The organism is Actibacterium sp. EMB200-NS6, assembly GCF_001305615.1.
GTDB lineage: Bacteria > Pseudomonadota > Alphaproteobacteria > Rhodobacterales > Rhodobacteraceae > Actibacterium_A > Actibacterium_A naphthalenivorans.
Window position 1 is genome coordinate 111,819 of the sequence record NZ_CP010870.1, and the last position, 14,410, is coordinate 126,228.

Annotated in this window: 17 protein-coding genes and 3 pseudogenes; 13 read left to right on the top strand and 7 right to left on the bottom strand. The window is 59.7% G+C overall.

Going from position 1 to position 14,410, the window contains the following annotated elements; all coding sequences use genetic code 11:
• Position 1 precedes the first annotated feature (1 nt).
• The 6 genes and pseudogenes from TQ29_RS18205 to TQ29_RS21200 all read left to right on the top strand — a co-directional run.
• On the top strand, positions 2–493 hold the full coding sequence (locus TQ29_RS18205; RefSeq protein WP_054540578.1) for a Na+/H+ antiporter subunit E: 492 nt from the start codon (positions 2–4) through the stop codon (positions 491–493).
• Positions 490–759 carry a K+/H+ antiporter subunit F gene (locus TQ29_RS18210; RefSeq protein WP_054540579.1) on the top strand — a complete coding sequence of 90 codons (270 nt, stop codon included), beginning with the start codon at positions 490–492 and terminating at the stop codon, positions 757–759. Before TQ29_RS18205 ends, TQ29_RS18210 begins: the two co-directional genes overlap by 4 nt.
• An 8-nt stretch (positions 760–767) precedes the next feature.
• Entirely contained in the window at positions 768–1,142 is a 375-nt protein-coding gene (locus TQ29_RS18215; RefSeq protein ID WP_054540580.1) for a Na+/H+ antiporter subunit G, read from the top strand.
• Between the two features lie 243 nt (positions 1,143–1,385).
• Positions 1,386–1,544, top strand: coding sequence for a hypothetical protein (locus TQ29_RS20825; protein ID WP_157445670.1), 159 nt, complete (start codon positions 1,386–1,388; stop codon positions 1,542–1,544).
• Between the two features lie 197 nt (positions 1,545–1,741).
• On the top strand, positions 1,742–2,083 hold the full coding sequence (locus TQ29_RS20465; RefSeq protein WP_235974557.1) for an AbiEi antitoxin N-terminal domain-containing protein: 342 nt from the start codon (positions 1,742–1,744) through the stop codon (positions 2,081–2,083).
• Positions 2,083–2,189, top strand: a pseudogene (locus TQ29_RS21200) (nucleotidyl transferase AbiEii/AbiGii toxin family protein); the annotation flags it as partial. The gene TQ29_RS20465 and the pseudogene TQ29_RS21200, both read left to right, overlap by 1 nt.
• 133 nt (positions 2,190–2,322) lie before the next feature.
• Here the strand turns inward: TQ29_RS21200 and istB are convergent.
• Positions 2,323–3,051, bottom strand: coding sequence for an IS21-like element helper ATPase IstB (gene istB / locus TQ29_RS18220; protein WP_054540581.1), 729 nt, complete (start codon positions 3,049–3,051; stop codon positions 2,323–2,325).
• Positions 2,984–3,985: pseudogene (locus tag TQ29_RS18225) on the bottom strand (IS21 family transposase); the annotation flags it as partial. The gene istB and the pseudogene TQ29_RS18225, both read right to left, overlap by 68 nt.
• A 147-nt stretch (positions 3,986–4,132) precedes the next feature.
• Between TQ29_RS18225 and TQ29_RS20470 the strand changes: the two are divergent.
• The 4 genes and pseudogenes from TQ29_RS20470 to TQ29_RS18245 form a co-directional block, all read left to right on the top strand.
• Positions 4,133–4,927, top strand: a pseudogene (locus TQ29_RS20470) (ISL3 family transposase); the annotation flags it as partial.
• A 395-nt stretch (positions 4,928–5,322) separates the two neighbouring features.
• Positions 5,323–6,708, top strand: coding sequence for a Mu transposase C-terminal domain-containing protein (locus TQ29_RS18235; protein ID WP_082386776.1), 1,386 nt, complete (start codon positions 5,323–5,325; stop codon positions 6,706–6,708).
• 1 nt (position 6,709) lies between these two features.
• Positions 6,710–7,588, top strand: coding sequence for a TniB family NTP-binding protein (locus TQ29_RS18240; RefSeq protein ID WP_054540550.1), 879 nt, complete (start codon positions 6,710–6,712; stop codon positions 7,586–7,588).
• Complete coding sequence (locus TQ29_RS18245; RefSeq protein ID WP_054540551.1) at positions 7,585–8,370, top strand: TniQ family protein; 786 nt, start codon at positions 7,585–7,587, stop codon at positions 8,368–8,370. The genes TQ29_RS18240 and TQ29_RS18245 overlap by 4 nt, the downstream gene beginning before the upstream one ends.
• 101 nt (positions 8,371–8,471) lie before the next feature.
• Here TQ29_RS18245 and TQ29_RS18250 read toward each other — a convergent pair whose 3' ends face one another.
• The 5 genes from TQ29_RS18250 to TQ29_RS18270 form a co-directional block, all read right to left on the bottom strand.
• Positions 8,472–9,458 carry a cation diffusion facilitator family transporter gene (locus TQ29_RS18250; RefSeq protein WP_054540583.1) on the bottom strand — a complete coding sequence of 329 codons (987 nt, stop codon included), beginning with the start codon at positions 9,456–9,458 and terminating at the stop codon, positions 8,472–8,474.
• A 1-nt stretch (position 9,459) separates the two neighbouring features.
• Positions 9,460–10,122 carry a TVP38/TMEM64 family protein gene (locus tag TQ29_RS18255; protein WP_008327266.1) on the bottom strand — a complete coding sequence of 221 codons (663 nt, stop codon included), beginning with the start codon at positions 10,120–10,122 and terminating at the stop codon, positions 9,460–9,462.
• A gap of 3 nt (positions 10,123–10,125) precedes the next feature.
• On the bottom strand, positions 10,126–10,575 hold the full coding sequence (locus tag TQ29_RS18260; protein WP_054540584.1) for a DUF6010 family protein: 450 nt from the start codon (positions 10,573–10,575) through the stop codon (positions 10,126–10,128).
• Positions 10,576–10,736: 161 nt separating this feature from the next.
• On the bottom strand, positions 10,737–11,174 hold the full coding sequence (locus TQ29_RS18265; protein ID WP_040104431.1) for an ion channel: 438 nt from the start codon (positions 11,172–11,174) through the stop codon (positions 10,737–10,739).
• An 88-nt stretch (positions 11,175–11,262) separates the two neighbouring features.
• Positions 11,263–11,736, bottom strand: a complete 474-nt coding sequence (locus TQ29_RS18270) for a rhodanese-like domain-containing protein (protein ID WP_054540586.1) — start codon at positions 11,734–11,736, stop codon at positions 11,263–11,265.
• 188 nt (positions 11,737–11,924) lie between these two features.
• Between TQ29_RS18270 and TQ29_RS18275 the strand changes: the two genes are divergently transcribed.
• The 3 genes from TQ29_RS18275 to TQ29_RS21205 are packed head-to-tail and all read left to right on the top strand — an operon-like array spanning position 11,925 to position 14,354.
• Entirely contained in the window at positions 11,925–12,647 is a 723-nt protein-coding gene (locus TQ29_RS18275; RefSeq protein ID WP_054540587.1) for a response regulator, read from the top strand.
• Positions 12,647–14,113 (top strand): ATP-binding protein, encoded by a 1,467-nt coding sequence (locus TQ29_RS18280; RefSeq protein WP_054540588.1) that lies wholly within the window; start codon positions 12,647–12,649, stop codon positions 14,111–14,113. Before TQ29_RS18275 ends, TQ29_RS18280 begins: the two co-directional genes overlap by 1 nt.
• Complete coding sequence (locus tag TQ29_RS21205) at positions 14,049–14,354, top strand: SHOCT domain-containing protein (protein WP_235974530.1); 306 nt, start codon at positions 14,049–14,051, stop codon at positions 14,352–14,354. Before TQ29_RS18280 ends, TQ29_RS21205 begins: the two co-directional genes overlap by 65 nt.
• The last annotated feature ends 56 nt before the right edge of the window (positions 14,355–14,410 follow it).

Consider the following 14,410-nt stretch of genomic DNA (forward strand, 5'->3'; position numbering starts at 1 on the left):
GATGATCCGCCGCCTCATTCCTCATCCGCTTCTCAGCATCACGCTGGCCTTCGTCTGGCTTGGCCTCGTCAATACCGTCACGCTGGGCAATCTGCTGCTGGGCACAGTCCTGGGGCTTGTCGTGCCGATCATCACGGCACCTTACTGGCCGAACCGGGCAAAGCTGAGCCGCCCGCTCATCGTGGTCAGATACGTCCTGTTGGTGCTGTGGGACATCGTTGTCGCCAATGTGCAGGTCGCCTGGATCATCCTGTTCAAGCGCAGCACCGACTTCCGGTCCCGCTGGATCACCATCCCGCTCGAGTTGACATCGCCCGAGGCGATCACGGTGCTTGCGGGCACGATCACGATGACGCCCGGCACCGTCTCGGCGATGCTGGGCGCGGACGGCCGCTCCATACTCGTCCACTGCCTGCATACCGACGACCCGGACTACGAACGGGACAGGATCAAGCAGCGATACGAACGGCCGCTCAAGGAGATATTCGAATGATATCCATCGCCCTCATGTTCGCATTCGCCTGTTTCGGGCTCGGACTTTTGTTCTGCCTCTGGCGGATCACCGTGGGGCCGGACGTGTCCGATCGGATCCTCGCGCTCGATACCATGGTGATCAACCTGATCGCGCTTCTGGTCCTCTACGGGATCTGGAAGGGCACGGCAGTCTATTTCGAGGCCTCGATGTTGGTCGCCATGGTCGGCTTCGTCTCCACCGTCGCCTATTGCCGCTTCGTTCTGCGCGGCGACATCATCGAGTGAGCCCCGACATGCCCGCCATCATGGAAATCCTGATCTCGGCCTTCATCATCCTTGGCGGCGTGTTCGGGCTTGTCGGCTCCTTCGGGCTGGTCAAGCTGCGCGACACGATGCAGCGGCTGCATGGACCGACCAAGGCGACAACGCTGGGGATCGGCTGTGCGCTCATCGCCTCGATGCTCTATTTTTTCTCGACCGGGGGGGCCGTGTCTTTCCACGAGCTTCTGATCACGCTGTTTCTCTTCCTGACCGCGCCGATCGCTGCGAATTTCATCGCCAAGACCTACATCATCCGCAACATCGACAGGTCCGAGCTGCCGGCCTCGGGCAGAGAATACGGCTGGTCGGTCTACGACGATTCACCTGCGCTGAGGCGGGAGGAATGAAACCGGGACAGGGCATTGCGGGGGGAACACTTACAGCGGATGCGATGCCGCGCATCGCGTCGCGGGCCGGTCCCGCCACTGCTTCAGAGGCGTTTCTCACCGCAGTTCCCACCCGGGACGATGATGGTCGCGGTTAAGGAACAAGCGCCTCAGCGTAGTAAGCGCCGCTCCGACCCGCTCCTGCCGCGCCTAGCCTGCCTGTGCGAGTACTGCGGTCGAGACCCGGCAGGATAGGACTGCAAAATGAACGGCTCAACGGATGGCTACGCGGGCAGGATCGAGGTTTTCGAAGGGTGGTCTGGTCGGCGCATGTGGAGCGAGGCGGAGCGGCCGCGCAACGAGGTACAGCAGGATCGAATGGTGGTCGATGGACCAAGGCCCGGTCCCGGCGGCACGCCGTGAGGTGCCCGCATCAACCTTCGGCAACCACCGCAGGTCTGCGGCCATCTCGAAACCCCGCCTCGTTGGATCTCCCTATACTTGAGGCGACTCTCTAAAGTCTTTGGAAATCTCTGCTTTGGAGCACCCATGACGCTGAAACTCCTCGCCTATCAAAGAATCCGGTAGGCACCTCTTCGAAAACCGTCACTCCAGGCATCATGAACGCTGCAAGGTCACAGAATCTGAAGAAACTGCTCGATGCCGTGCCCGCCGGGTATCTGGTCGATGCCGCATGGCTCGTCTCGCAAGGCATCGCTTGTGAGAGTTTTCGTGACTATATGAAACGCGGCTGGCTGGACCGCATCACCCGAGGCGTCTTCCGCCGTCCACTCCCCTACACCCAGCCACACCGACGTCGAACAGCATCGACTGCAAGACCTGCATCCTTTCAACGCAGCACATCATGGGTCATGACTTTCATGTCGGCGGCACCACGGCGCTCGGCGAACAGGGCATGCCCATTAGCTACACCTAGGCGAAAGCAAACCGGAGGCCGATAATGACGCGTGAAACCTATGAGGCCCAAGTTGCCCCCCGGTGCGCGTCCTGCCCCATGTTGCGGGCGAAAGCGTCTTCGCGCTCAAAGGTGGAACGGCCATCAACCTGATTTGTCAATCGGCATTGAAGTTTGACCCCCTATCGGCGTCCAATATTGACCCCCTTGGTGGTGAGCAGGCCCGGCGCTGCGTAGCCCTCACATAGCGCAGCGGCGGCGGGCCTGCGGGGTTTCGGGTTGGCGCTATGCGCGGTTCTTGAAGCGCCAGCTTTCGTTGCCGGTCTCGACGATCTCGCAGTGGTGGGTGAGCCGGTCGAGCAGGGCCGTTGTCATCTTGGCATCCCCGAAGACGCTGGGCCACTCTCCGAAGGCCAGGTTGGTGGTGACGATGATCGAGGTGCGCTCGTAGAGTTTGCTGATCAGATGGAACAGCAATTGGCCGCCGGTCTGGGCGAAGGGCAGATAGCCCAACTCATCCAGGATCAGGAAGTCGAGCCGGGAGATCAGGTCTGCGGTGCGTCCTTGCCGTTCTGCGCGGGCTTCAGCGTCCAGTTTGTTGACCAGATCGACCACATTGAAGAACCGTCCCCGTCGTCCGGCCCGGATGCACGTCCTGGCGATACTGACGGCAAGATGGGTCTTGCCGGTACCGGTTCCGCCGATCAGCACGAGGTTGCGTTGATGATCCAGGAAGTCGCCCGTGGCCAAGTCCCGGATCAGCGTCTCGTTCACCTCGGCGGCCTCGAAGTTGAACTCTTCCAACTCTTTCGCGAGCGGCAGCTTGGCAATGGTCATCTGGTATTTGACCGACCGGGCTTGCTTTTCCCTGATCTCGGCTGTCAGCAAATCCCCGATGATCTTCTGAGGCTCGTGCTGGCGTTTGACGGCGGTGGTCAGGACCTCGTCATAGGCAGCCCTCATTCCGTAGAGCCGCAGCTTCCCCATCGCATCGATTACGTCGGATCGTTCCATCTGTTTGTCTCCTCAGGCTGTCATATCGGTTGCAGTCGGCAATGGGCTCACAGGCCAGCTTCAGCGCATCCGGTGTGGTGATGGTCAGGGGCGGTGGCGGCTCGCGGTGCCGGGCCAGGATGTTCAGCACGACACCCGCCGAATGGACGTTGTGCGACAGAGCCTCGGCGCAGGCGGCATCAACAGCATCCAGACCATCGGTCAGCACGGCGGCGAGGATATCGACCATCTGCCGGTCGCCGCCCGGCTGGCGTTCCAGTTTGCGCCACACGCGACGGATCGGGAGCGGCAAGTCCCATTCCTTGAAGGGCGCGCCGTTGCGAAGGGCGCCGGGTTTGCGGGCTAGGACGGGGATGTAATGCAGGGGGTCGAAGATGGTTTTGTCCCGCCCGAAAGCCCGCTCATGCTGGCCAACGATTTGCCCATCCTGCCAGCATTCCAGCCGGGCGGCATAGGCCCTGATCTCCACCGGCCGCCCCACGGCACGAGCATCGACCGAGTATCGGTTCTTGTCGAACCGCACGAGGCAAGTCTTGGACACCGAGGCCGGAACCGCGTGGAATCCATCGAACGGGCCGACGTATGGCACCAGGCTCGGACGCTCTTCTTCGAACACCTCCCAGATGGTCTTGTCCCGCAGCTCCGGATGTTTGTTCGCCTTGGCATAGGCCAGGCATCGGTCTTCCAGCCAGGCGTTCAGCTCGGCATAGGATTTGAACTTCGGGCGCGGCACGAAGAAGCGCCGCCGGATCACGCCCACCTGGTTCTCGACCTGCCCCTTCTCCCAGCCCGAAGCTGGCGTGCAGGCAACAGGGTCGACCAGGTAATGGCCGCACATCTGCTGGAACCGCCGGTTATAGGCGCGATCCTTGCCGACGAAGATCGCATCGACCGCCGTCTTCATGTTGTCGTATATCCCCCTGTCGCGTAGCCCTTAATTGGGCTCTGCCTCACTTTGTGTGGCGCAACTATCCTGAAGCTGGAAAATTCAGGAGGGATAGTCATGACTTCGAAGCACCATTGGTCGCCCGGGGGCGAAGTTTCGGTTGAAAGCGTCGAGCGAAATGATTCCGGCGGGTGGATTGTATTGGGCAATCTGACACCAAACGGCATTTGCCCGGACTGTGGATTACATTCACGTCGACGTCACGGCTGGCGGCGCCGGCGACTGCAGGATTATCCCGCCCATGGAGATGGTGTTACGGTTGATCTCGCGGTTTGCCGTTGGCGATGTTTGGCGCCCGATTGCCCACGTCGAACTTTCTCGGACCAGATCGCCTCTATTGCGCGTCCATATGCACGGCGCACCTCGCGTGTCGGAGGGATTGTCAGGCATCTGGGGCATGCGACCGGCGGACGGCCTGCCGAGCGGCTCTTGCACCGTTTGGGCCTTGGGGTCAGCGATGACACGGTGCTCAGGCAGCTGAAGAAACGTGCTCAAGACACCTCCGCGCCGCCGACAGTCATTGGCATCGACGACTGGAGCTGGCGGAAGTCGCAAACCTACGGCACGATCATTGTCGATCTGGAGCGTCGCGTGGTGATCGATGTTCTCGAGGATCGAGATGTCGTCACTTGCACCAACTGGCTGAAGCGACATCCCGAAGTAGAAGTGATCAGCAGAGATCGCTGCGGTCTCTACGCCCAGGCTGCCCGGCAAGGGGCGCCGCAGGCGAAGCAAGTCACTGACCGGTTCCATATCGTGCAAAACCTGCGGCAGGCCATCGAGGAGCAAATGAACCTTCACGGCCGTGCGACCGGCAGGGCGCTGCTGTCCGACGCCGACAACTTAGCCGCCGCCGGCAGCCTTCTGAAGTCACGCCTTGCGCACAGGACTTCTCGGGAAGAGATTTTCGCCACCATTCATGCGCTCCGATGTCGCGTAGCCCTTAAATGCGGCATAAGAAAGTCAACGAAATCAATGAGGCTGCTTTGCCATTAAATATGATATCTTGCCTTTAAATCCGACATTCTTGCCGTTAAAGCTGACATAGGGTTCACGGGGTTGGGCGGTTGGCAGCGATGGAAGGTAATGATGAAGACTGTGGCGATGCTGGTGCTGAGGCGCTGCGCCGGGCATCGGTCCTTCGACCGCTTGTACAGGCGTATCTCAATCGCACCGGGAGCTTGGAAAGCGGTATACGTGATGCAGTCTGGGAGCTTGGCGTCAGCAAGACCACAGTTTGGCGCTGGATCCGACGGCTTGCAGAAGAAGGTGGCCGGACAAGCGCTCTTGTTCCCCGCAGACGCGGCCGACCCACGGGGTCGATCATGGTGGCCGGTGATGTCGAAGGCATCATCGAAGACCATTTGACTCGATACTACCTTCGGCGAGAACGACCTAGCCTGGCGCGCGTTGTGACAGAAATCCGCAGTGCCTGCCTTGAGCGAGGGCTTCAGCCCCCGACGCGCCGAACTGTTCAGCGTCGCCTCGATGCGATGGATGCGCGCGAAGTCATGAAAGCGCGCGAGGGCGCAAAGGCAGCGCGCCAAAGGTTTGCGCCGGTGACGGGAAGGAATAGATCAGAACGACCGTTGGACGTTGTACAGATCGATCACACACCAGCTGACATAATCCTTGTCGACAGTTTCGAGCGCAAACCCATCGGCCGTCCTTGGGTGACCTTGGCGATCGACATCGCCACGCGCATGGTGACAGGATACCATGTCAGCTTCGAGGCGCCGTCTCGCCTTTCGGTGGCCTTGTGCCTCACGCGGGCCGTCGCCCCCAAAGCAGAGTTTCTGGCCGACCTCGAGTGTAATGTTCCGTGGCCCGCGCAGGGAAAGCCCGACAGCATTCACGTCGACAATGGCCGCGATTTTCGATCCCGTGCCTTTCAATCTGCCTGCGCAGAATGGGGGATCAATCTGGTCTATCGACCGCCGGGAAGCCCTCATTTTGGTGGGCATGTCGAGCGGCTGATCGGCACTATGATGGGCGCAGTGCATCTCTTGCCAGGAACAACGCAGTCGTCGGTCGCGGCCAAGGGCGGCTATGCCGCAGAAGCCATGGCGGCGATGACCTTGCGAGAGTTTGATCGGTGGTTTGCCTTGGAAATCTGTCGCTACAACAACAGCATTCATTCGAGCCTTGGCTGCGCTCCTGTCGCCAAGTGGGAAGCGCTCGCCGGGGAAATGTCCGGCGACATCCCCTTCGACATGGAGGCGTTTCGGGTGAGTTTCTTGCCAAGTGAGCAGCGGCAAGTACGTCGTGACGGCATCCACCTGTTCGACCTGCGCTACTGGTCCGACGCCCTCGCGGGCTATGTCGGTCGCCGGGACGGAAAGGTGGTCGTACGCTACGATCCCCGCGATCTCTCGGCCGTCTGGGTCGAACTGGACGGCGGCAGATGTGTCGAGGCCCGGTACCGCAACCTGGAAATCCCGCCGGTGTCACTCTGGGAATACCGCGAGGCCATGCAAAAGGCACGGGCCATTGGGAAAGTGGGCACGAATGAACTGGTCCTCGCCGAATTGATCCGGCAGCAACGCCAAATCGAGGGAGAAAGCCGCGCGCTCACCAAGGCAGAGCGCCGATCCCGTGAAAGGAATTCTTCGATGAAGGGTCTGGTCACCGATGATCGGGAATCGGAGGGGCTGCGACCAGTCGACACCGGTGATACATCGCGCCCCATGTTTAAGGTGGAGCGCTGGTGAATTGAGGGCAGAAACAGAAGCAGACGGCCGCATCGCCCTCATTCAATCAGATATCTGGATCGGCTTTCCGAGGGCGGAACAAGTGCTAGACCGGCTGCAAGGCCTCATCGAGATGCCACGGCAGACTCGAATGCCGGGCCTTCTCGTGCATGGGGCCTCCGGCATCGGCAAGACGATGATCGCCCGAAACCTGTCGCGCAGGTACGCGCCGGAATACGATCCGGAAACAGGTATCACGCGCACCCCGCTGCTTCTTTTGCAGGCACCACCAGCGCCAGACGAGCGGCGGTTCTATATGCACATCCTCGCTGCCGTCGGCGCTCCGTCATCGGTGCTAAGCTTGCGGGCCCAAAGTGTTGCCTCGCTTGAGGTCCGCGTTGTTGGCCTTCTAAGCGATCTCGGGCTTCGGATGATCATGATCGACGAAGTTCACAACCTCCTGGCGGGAACCCATCGCGAACAACGCCGCTTCCTGAATGTTCTGCGTTATCTCAGCAATGAACTCGAGGTATCGCTGGTATGCTTTGGAGTCAGCGAAGCGGTCGATGCCATTCGCGGCGATGTCCAACTCGCGCGACGCCTGGACGAACACCACCTGCCAAACTGGCGCGACGATGCCGAGTTCTCGGACATGATCCAAACCCTGATCGCGGCCATGCCGCTCGCGAAGAAATCCAATCTGAAGGTTAAATCGCTCAAGCAGATACTGGCGCTGACCGGCGGGGTGACTTCGCGGATATTTTCCTTGGTCAAGGACCTATCCATTGACGCGATCGTCACGGGCCAGGAATGCATCACCGACGATGCAGTCGCAAAATGGACGCCCGTTTGGTCGCGCCATGCGAATACCCAACGGCGGCTCGAGAAGGCCAGAGCTTGAAGCAGCGCCCGTTGCCGAAAACTGTCACGCCTCTTGCAGATGAGCTGCTTTCTGGATGGCTGACGCGACTGGCGGTCACCAACCATTGTGAGGTCGACGCACTCCTGGCGCATATTGGAGTCGATACGCGACAGGTCGCCATGCTGGATTTTGACGTCGAGGTGGCCGCGACCACAGCAGAAAAGATATCGATTGCGGCCCGTGTTGCCGCTGAAACTGTTCAATCCCTTACCTTTGGGACAATGACCCAGACCGATGCCCTGATGACGGCGCAGGTCGCGTTCCAAACTTGTCCCGACTGCTCTCGGCGCGGTATAGCGCTCAAACAGTGGCGGAAGTTATGGGCATTCGACTGCCAGATCTGCGGCACCCGACTTGCGTCGATCCTCATCAAGCCTGATCGCAACCGAATATCCGAAACGCTGGTGCGTCGTGCCCGAAGCGGCGCGGCGCTGCTCGAAAGTGCGGTGACGTCCAACTGCGCCAACAAACTTCGACGCGCCATGCGGGCGGCCACTTATGCCAAGGCGCTCAAGTCCGTTCGCGCGGATACGGCCTTTGCCCTTCAAAGTCCCAGACCCGACGTGAGACTCTTCTGCCTTGCGGCAATCGCCGTTGCTCAGTCACGTCCACTGGCCAAGGCGGCTATATTCAGCACTGGCCTCGATGGGTACGCAAGAGTTGCCTTGCTTCGTGCGTTTGAAAAAGGGCCCCGTCTTCTTGCAGCAGTTGACCGGATTGTACTGCGAAATAGGGAAAAACTCCGACGAGCTGGCGTCTGAAGACCACATTTAAGGGCAACACACGCTGCCCAACGCGCCGTGTGCCGAATTTAAGGGCAACGCGACACCGGCTCTGCGGCTAGTATTATGTCCATCACAGTCTACGGCCCTTCTGTGTTAGGGCTTGGGTGCGGATGCGCATCTCGCACATCAGTCTTTTCTTGCGCAGCCTTTGCAGCCGCTATCTGGACTATATCAAGATCCCGCGCGTGGCGCTCGTCGAGACACTCTGTTTCGAGCTGCAGCGTGACCATGTGAAACCCATGCTGTTCCGTCAGCCGCCGATAGGCCCGGTTCAGCAGGTCCGCGGCCTCTGCGGGCTCACCATGGCGGATATGGGCAGAAAATGCGTGTTTGCCGCTGGTCAGCGTCCAGGCATGCACATGGTGAACGTCCAGAACCCCGTCCTGGCCGCGCAGGTCCGTCGTCACAGCCTCGAGATCCGTTCCCTCTGGCGTGCCTTCCATGAGGATGTGGACCGCTTCCTTGATGACGCCGACGGAGGCCCAGAGGAGAACCACCCCGAACGCCATGCCGAGGATCGGGTCAATCGCCAGAAAGCCGGTGAACTCGATCACTAGAGCGGTGACGATGATCAGGAGGCTGCCGACAAAGGTCTGGATGATGTGCCAGAGCGCACCACGGGCATTCAGATCGTCCTTGCTCGATTGCCACATCAGCCCCAGCGAGATCACTTCGGTGACCAGGCCTCCGAAGGCGACCCAGAGCATGGGACCCGTGGCCAGGTGAATCGGATTCCCGAGCCGCATCGCGCCCATCCAGATCACCAGAAGCGCCATACCGAGAAGAAAGCCGCCATTCACCAGTGCCCCGATGATCTCGGCGCGGTACCAGCCGAAACTCCGCGCCGAATCCGCCGGGCGGCGCGCAATGCGCTGCGCGATGATGGCCACCAGAACGCCGCCAACCGCCGACAGGGTGTGAAACGCATCCGACAGGACGGCAATCGAGCCAGTCCAGAGCCCGACGGCCAGTTCAATCACGAAGTAGACGCCGGTGAGCCAGGCCGAAATCACAAGGGCCTTGCCGGAACTCGGCATATGCCCGGCGTGGGAATGACTGGCCATATCAGCTCTCCTTCCGTTTCGTACCGGTCTTTCGCGTCGCGGCGAAGAGAACCGACAGGCCGGTAAAGCCACCCAGCGCAAGTGCGGTCCATGTGGCAGTGCGGGCATCGCCGTTCATCGCCTGGCTGCCCATGTGAGCGAGCAAGAAACTCGCTGGAATAATCCCGGCCATCGTGGCCAGCGCGAACCTCCAAAGATGCAGCTTGCTCAGACCTGCGGCGTAACTGATCATATCGAAGGACAGAAACGGCAGCAGGCGACTGCCGAAGACCAGGAAGGTCAGAGTGTTCTGGGACCCGAACAGGCCTGCGTTAATCTTCTGACCGAGATGACGCTCAACGAAGGGACGACCCAAGCCGCGGGCCAGACCAAAGGCGGCAAGCGCACCGAGTTCCGCACCTAGAACGACGAAGAGCGTCCCGTACGTGTGTCCATAAGCCGCTCCGGCGGCGAGTGCGATTGGCGCCGAGGGCAGGGGGCTTGCGACAATAGCGATTGTCATGAGCGCCACGATGACAATTGGTCCGGCAAGACCTGCCGCCTCGATCCAGCGGTCAATTTCCGCGCGATCCGGCAGGCGAATGTCAACGCCAAGGACGTCCGGGAAGGCCAATGCGACGACTCCCATCAGGAACACCGCCATAAGAAGGATGCGCATCATCATGGATCAAAACACGGCATAGAGCAGAACGAAGAACGTCGCTGCCAAAAGGTCAAAGGCCACGCAGAATGGAATATACCAGTTCGGAATCCGGGCGAGACGATAAGAATTGTGGTGTGACATGTCCCAAAGGGCGTGAAGGGCCAAGCCCAAGGGGAGGAAGGCCCAATGCCATATCAGCCCCAGGAACGCTGCTAAGCCGAACAAAAGGGCGACCGCGAGCTCTGCCCAGAACACGCGCGCTCTGCCGTCCGCAGCGCCAAAGCCGATATAGGCACCGCCAATCAAAGCAAGCGTGATCGAAGCAAGAGCTATCGAGCTTTGCTCATCCAAAAAAAGGTGAGCCGGCAATGTGAGAACGACAAGCAACACGCCAACCCATACGGGAGATTTCAAGATATCCCCGTGTCGATGGTGCGATACGTGATCGCCTGTCTTTTCGAAAATCTGTGCCATGGCTTTGTACCTAGGGATTCCAGCAACTGGAAGGTCAAGGGCTATTCATCCACGCGCGCAACGCAGCGCTCACTCAACCGTTCCACGGTGAGGTCAAAGGACCGATATCAGGACGTATTTGACGCTGACGCCAAGCTCATGTCCGACGCGCGTGGCGATTTTCAGTCATCTTTCGCCTTCTGCCAGACTTGCTGACAGGCTGAGTAAAGAAACGTCGCTGACCAGGTCAGCAACATGAAGCCCAAAAGCGATTGCAGCATCAGCAACAGTCGAAAGGGCCCGACCACCTCTATGGACGAATAGCCAAGGGTCGAGAACGAGATGCCCGTAACATAGAGAACATCCTGAAACATCGGCGGGCTGTTGCTGAACGATTGCGGCAGAACGCTTGCCACCACCATCGTGTTGAACACGGCGAGCGTCACAAGTTCCAATACGTGCAGCAACAGCAACGCGGAAAACGTCAGGATGATCCGAAAGCCGGAGCCATCCGACCGCTGCGGGGAAAACTTCAGAATGCCCGACAACGCATAATGATGGACAATTCCCATCAGGATCGCCGCGCATATTCCGACAAACATGGCCATCAACTCGGTCATACACCCAAACCCGTCTACCTGTTCAAACAGGTCAATTTGACCATACATCAGGCTTTTAGCACAACGGAACCGATTGATTCTTCACAGGTCAGGTCAACGCGGGGGGCAACCCGTTCAGGGCGACATCCACCGGAACGGTCGGCAAGTTCAATGCGATCCAGCCAGGCCCTTCGCCTGATCCCAACATCCCTTCCGAGATATCGGCGTAGCCCGAGTAACCAGCTTGTCTTAACGCTCGAAGCAGCGATGCGGAGCGTCCGCCAGTGGCGCAGATCAGTCCAACAGTGCGATCACCGCTCAGTTCCTTCGCCCTGAACAAGCGGTCCGGAAAACCGGACGCGTGCATGCTTATCGGCCATACACCAGCACCTACGCCGGTTTCTTGCCACTCTTCGTGCGTTCTGACATCGATGATCCGCGCCGTATCCGATAGAAGCGCGTCAAAGGCATTCTCTGCCGACCAGACAGATCGGCTCTGCGCCAAAAGCGGTGACGCCGTGACGGTCAGCACCGTCATATGAGCACCCAGAACGAAACGGCGCCGGTTCAAATCAAGAGCCATATTCGAAAACCTCATCCTTTGATCGGTTGCGATCCCAAAGGTCACATAACATACGCGCGACGCTACCCGGGAGCACGACACGGTGCAGGCACAGATTTGTATCCATCTGTAGCAAGGGACTGACCTGATACAAACGGCTACAATTCTGCCCATGAAACACGATGCAACGATGATCTAGGAAGGACGCCATGGGACCGCAACCTCATATCCTTATCGTGGACGACCACGCTCAGATACGCGAAAGCGTCGCGCGCTTTCTGGAGAAGAACGGAATGCGCACGACCGTCGCCAGGGATGCCGTGGAGATGGATGCCAAACTGGCCACCGGTCACTTCGACCTCCTCGTGCTCGATGTCATGATGCCGGGCGAGGACGGTTTGTCGGTTTGCCGCAGACTTGCGCCAGAGGGTGATCTTCCGATCATCATGCTGACGGCGCTTGGTGAGGAAACGGATCGGATCGTGGGGCTGGAAATCGGTGCGGACGATTATCTCGCCAAGCCGTTCAATCCACGAGAACTGCTCGCCCGCATCAAGTCGGTTCTTCGGCGAAGCAACCGTGACGAACCCGTGGCCGGAAGGCTCGCGGGGAGGAAAGTCTCTTTTGCGCATTGGATACTGGATACCGACCGGCAGGTGCTGATTGACCAGTCCACCACCGAGACGCCATTGACGACCTCCGAGTTCAAATTGCTGGCGGTCCTGCTGGAACGTGCGAGGATGGTGCTCAGCCGTGACCAGTTGCTTGACCTGACCGCTGGTCGGACGGCAGGCCCGATGGATCGCACCATCGACAATCAGATCAGCCGCCTCCGCCGCAAAATCGAGCCGGATGTACTTAGGCCCAGTGTCATCAAAACGGTGCGGAACGGCGGATACTGTCTGGCTGCCGATGTCGAGGATGCGCCGTGATGCGCCGTGCGATGAGGTCTCTGAGCGGCCAGTTGATCCTGCTTGTGGTCGCGGCACTTGTCGTGGCCCAGGCGATCAGCCTGTTCCTGTTCGCTGACGAGCGCAGCCTTGCGATTCGTGCCGCATTGGGGTTCGAGGCCGCGGGTCGCGCAGCAAATGTCGCGCGGTTGATCGAGGAGGCTCCGTTGGATCTGCAGGACTCGATCCTTCGCGCGGCAAATTCGCCTCTGATCCGGTTCGATCTGTCGGACGCTCCGATCGTGGATCACACCGGTCACTCGGACGGCGGCATCGTGGAAGCGCGAATACGCGCCCTGATGGACGACAGCTACAGCCGGGACATTCGCGTTGAATTGCACGAGATCGAGGGCGAGTTGCGGCCTCTTCCCAATCTCTCGGACGAGATGACGGAAATGCATCTAGCGATGATGCGCGGAGAGTTGACAGCGGTTGAAATGAACCTGTCGATCGCGATCAAGGGGGCGCGTTGGCTGAATGTCGGAACGCGGTTCGAGCGTCCGCCAATCCAATGGCCTTTCTATTCGATGCTGACCTTTGGAATTTCCGCCGGACTGCTTCTGGTGGCGATCTTCTGGTTTGTCATGACGCGCCTGACGCGTCCTTTGCGGCACCTCTCCAAGGCCGCGGACCATCTTGGCCGGGGCGAAGATGTGGGCGAATTGGCGGTCACAGGGCCGACCGAGGTCAGGGATCTGACCGTCGCCTTCAACCGCATGCAGCGACGGCTGACCCGGTTTGTCAGTGATAGGACACGGATGCTCGCAGCCCTTGGTCACGATCTGCGCTCGCCGTTGACCGCCATGCGTGTCCGCGCGGAGCTGGTTGACGAAGAAGAGACGCGGGACAGCCTCATCGCATCGGTCGAAGAGATGCAGAGTATGGTCGAAGCGACGCTCACCTTTGCACGCGGCCTTACCGGATCCGAGGGTGCCGAAGTGGTCGATCTGCGCAATTTTCTGGACAGCTTGTGCAGCGATATGGCGGCACACTGCACCTTTGCCCCGAGTGATGATGTTGCCGTGCGGCTTCGACCCAACGCGTTCCGAAGGGCACTGAGGAACTTGCTTGAGAACGCCGTTCGCTACGGTGGTGCCGCAAAAGTCAGCTGGGCGACCCACGGTTCGAACCTCGTACTCAACATCGATGACAATGGGCCCGGCATTCCCGTCGACCAGTTGGAAAAGGTCTTCGATCCCTTCTATCGCCTCGAGCAATCGAGGTCTCTGGAAACGGGCGGTTATGGGCTTGGGCTCTCGATCGCGAGGACAATCGTCCAATCCCATGGCGGCGATATCCAGCTGGTCAACCAGAACAGCGCGGGTTTGCGCGCTGTTGTCACCATCCCACTGGATGAAAGCGAACTAATCGAAGGAGAAACAGATGAAACTGAAAACGCTCATTCCAACGTTGCTGGCCAGCTTGCCCGCCAGCATGGCGCAGGCTGATGGACCAGGCTCCTGGACGGGGCACATGTGGGGCAGTGGCTATGGCTTTATGGGCGGCTTCATGATGCTCGCCTTCTGGGGCGCCGTGATCGCATTGATCGTGTTTCTGGTGCTCAGGCTGCGGGACAATGGCACTCCCCCGCCGGAATCGGACGCGCGGGAAACGCTGAGGCGTCGCTTTGCGAATGGGGAAATCGACGAAGAAGAGTTTCGTCGCCTGAAAGCAACACTGGACGAGTAGTCCACATCACGAATTTGAACACCGTCCCACGCGACGTCACTAACTTTAGATCGGAA

What these genes read in the sequence shown, in the direction of transcription:
- TQ29_RS18205 (WP_054540578.1), top strand. Translation starts at nt 2, where the DNA reads ATGATCCGCCGCCTCATTCCTCATCCGCTTCTCAGCATCACGCTGGCC.
- TQ29_RS18210 (WP_054540579.1), top strand. Translation starts at nt 490, where the DNA reads ATGATATCCATCGCCCTCATGTTCGCATTCGCCTGTTTCGGGCTCGGA.
- TQ29_RS18215 (WP_054540580.1), top strand. Translation starts at nt 768, where the DNA reads ATGCCCGCCATCATGGAAATCCTGATCTCGGCCTTCATCATCCTTGGC.
- TQ29_RS20825 (WP_157445670.1), top strand. Translation starts at nt 1,386, where the DNA reads ATGAACGGCTCAACGGATGGCTACGCGGGCAGGATCGAGGTTTTCGAA.
- TQ29_RS20465 (WP_235974557.1), top strand. Translation starts at nt 1,742, where the DNA reads ATGAACGCTGCAAGGTCACAGAATCTGAAGAAACTGCTCGATGCCGTG.
- istB (WP_054540581.1), bottom strand. Translation starts at nt 3,051, where the DNA reads ATGGAACGATCCGACGTAATCGATGCGATGGGGAAGCTGCGGCTCTAC.
- TQ29_RS18235 (WP_082386776.1), top strand. Translation starts at nt 5,323, where the DNA reads ATGGTGGCCGGTGATGTCGAAGGCATCATCGAAGACCATTTGACTCGA.
- TQ29_RS18250 (WP_054540583.1), bottom strand. Translation starts at nt 9,458, where the DNA reads ATGGCCAGTCATTCCCACGCCGGGCATATGCCGAGTTCCGGCAAGGCC.
- TQ29_RS18255 (WP_008327266.1), bottom strand. Translation starts at nt 10,122, where the DNA reads ATGATGATGCGCATCCTTCTTATGGCGGTGTTCCTGATGGGAGTCGTC.
- TQ29_RS18260 (WP_054540584.1), bottom strand. Translation starts at nt 10,575, where the DNA reads ATGGCACAGATTTTCGAAAAGACAGGCGATCACGTATCGCACCATCGA.
- TQ29_RS18265 (WP_040104431.1), bottom strand. Translation starts at nt 11,174, where the DNA reads ATGACCGAGTTGATGGCCATGTTTGTCGGAATATGCGCGGCGATCCTG.
- TQ29_RS18270 (WP_054540586.1), bottom strand. Translation starts at nt 11,736, where the DNA reads ATGGCTCTTGATTTGAACCGGCGCCGTTTCGTTCTGGGTGCTCATATG.
- TQ29_RS18275 (WP_054540587.1), top strand. Translation starts at nt 11,925, where the DNA reads ATGGGACCGCAACCTCATATCCTTATCGTGGACGACCACGCTCAGATA.
- TQ29_RS18280 (WP_054540588.1), top strand. Translation starts at nt 12,647, where the DNA reads ATGCGCCGTGCGATGAGGTCTCTGAGCGGCCAGTTGATCCTGCTTGTG.
- TQ29_RS21205 (WP_235974530.1), top strand. Translation starts at nt 14,049, where the DNA reads ATGAAACTGAAAACGCTCATTCCAACGTTGCTGGCCAGCTTGCCCGCC.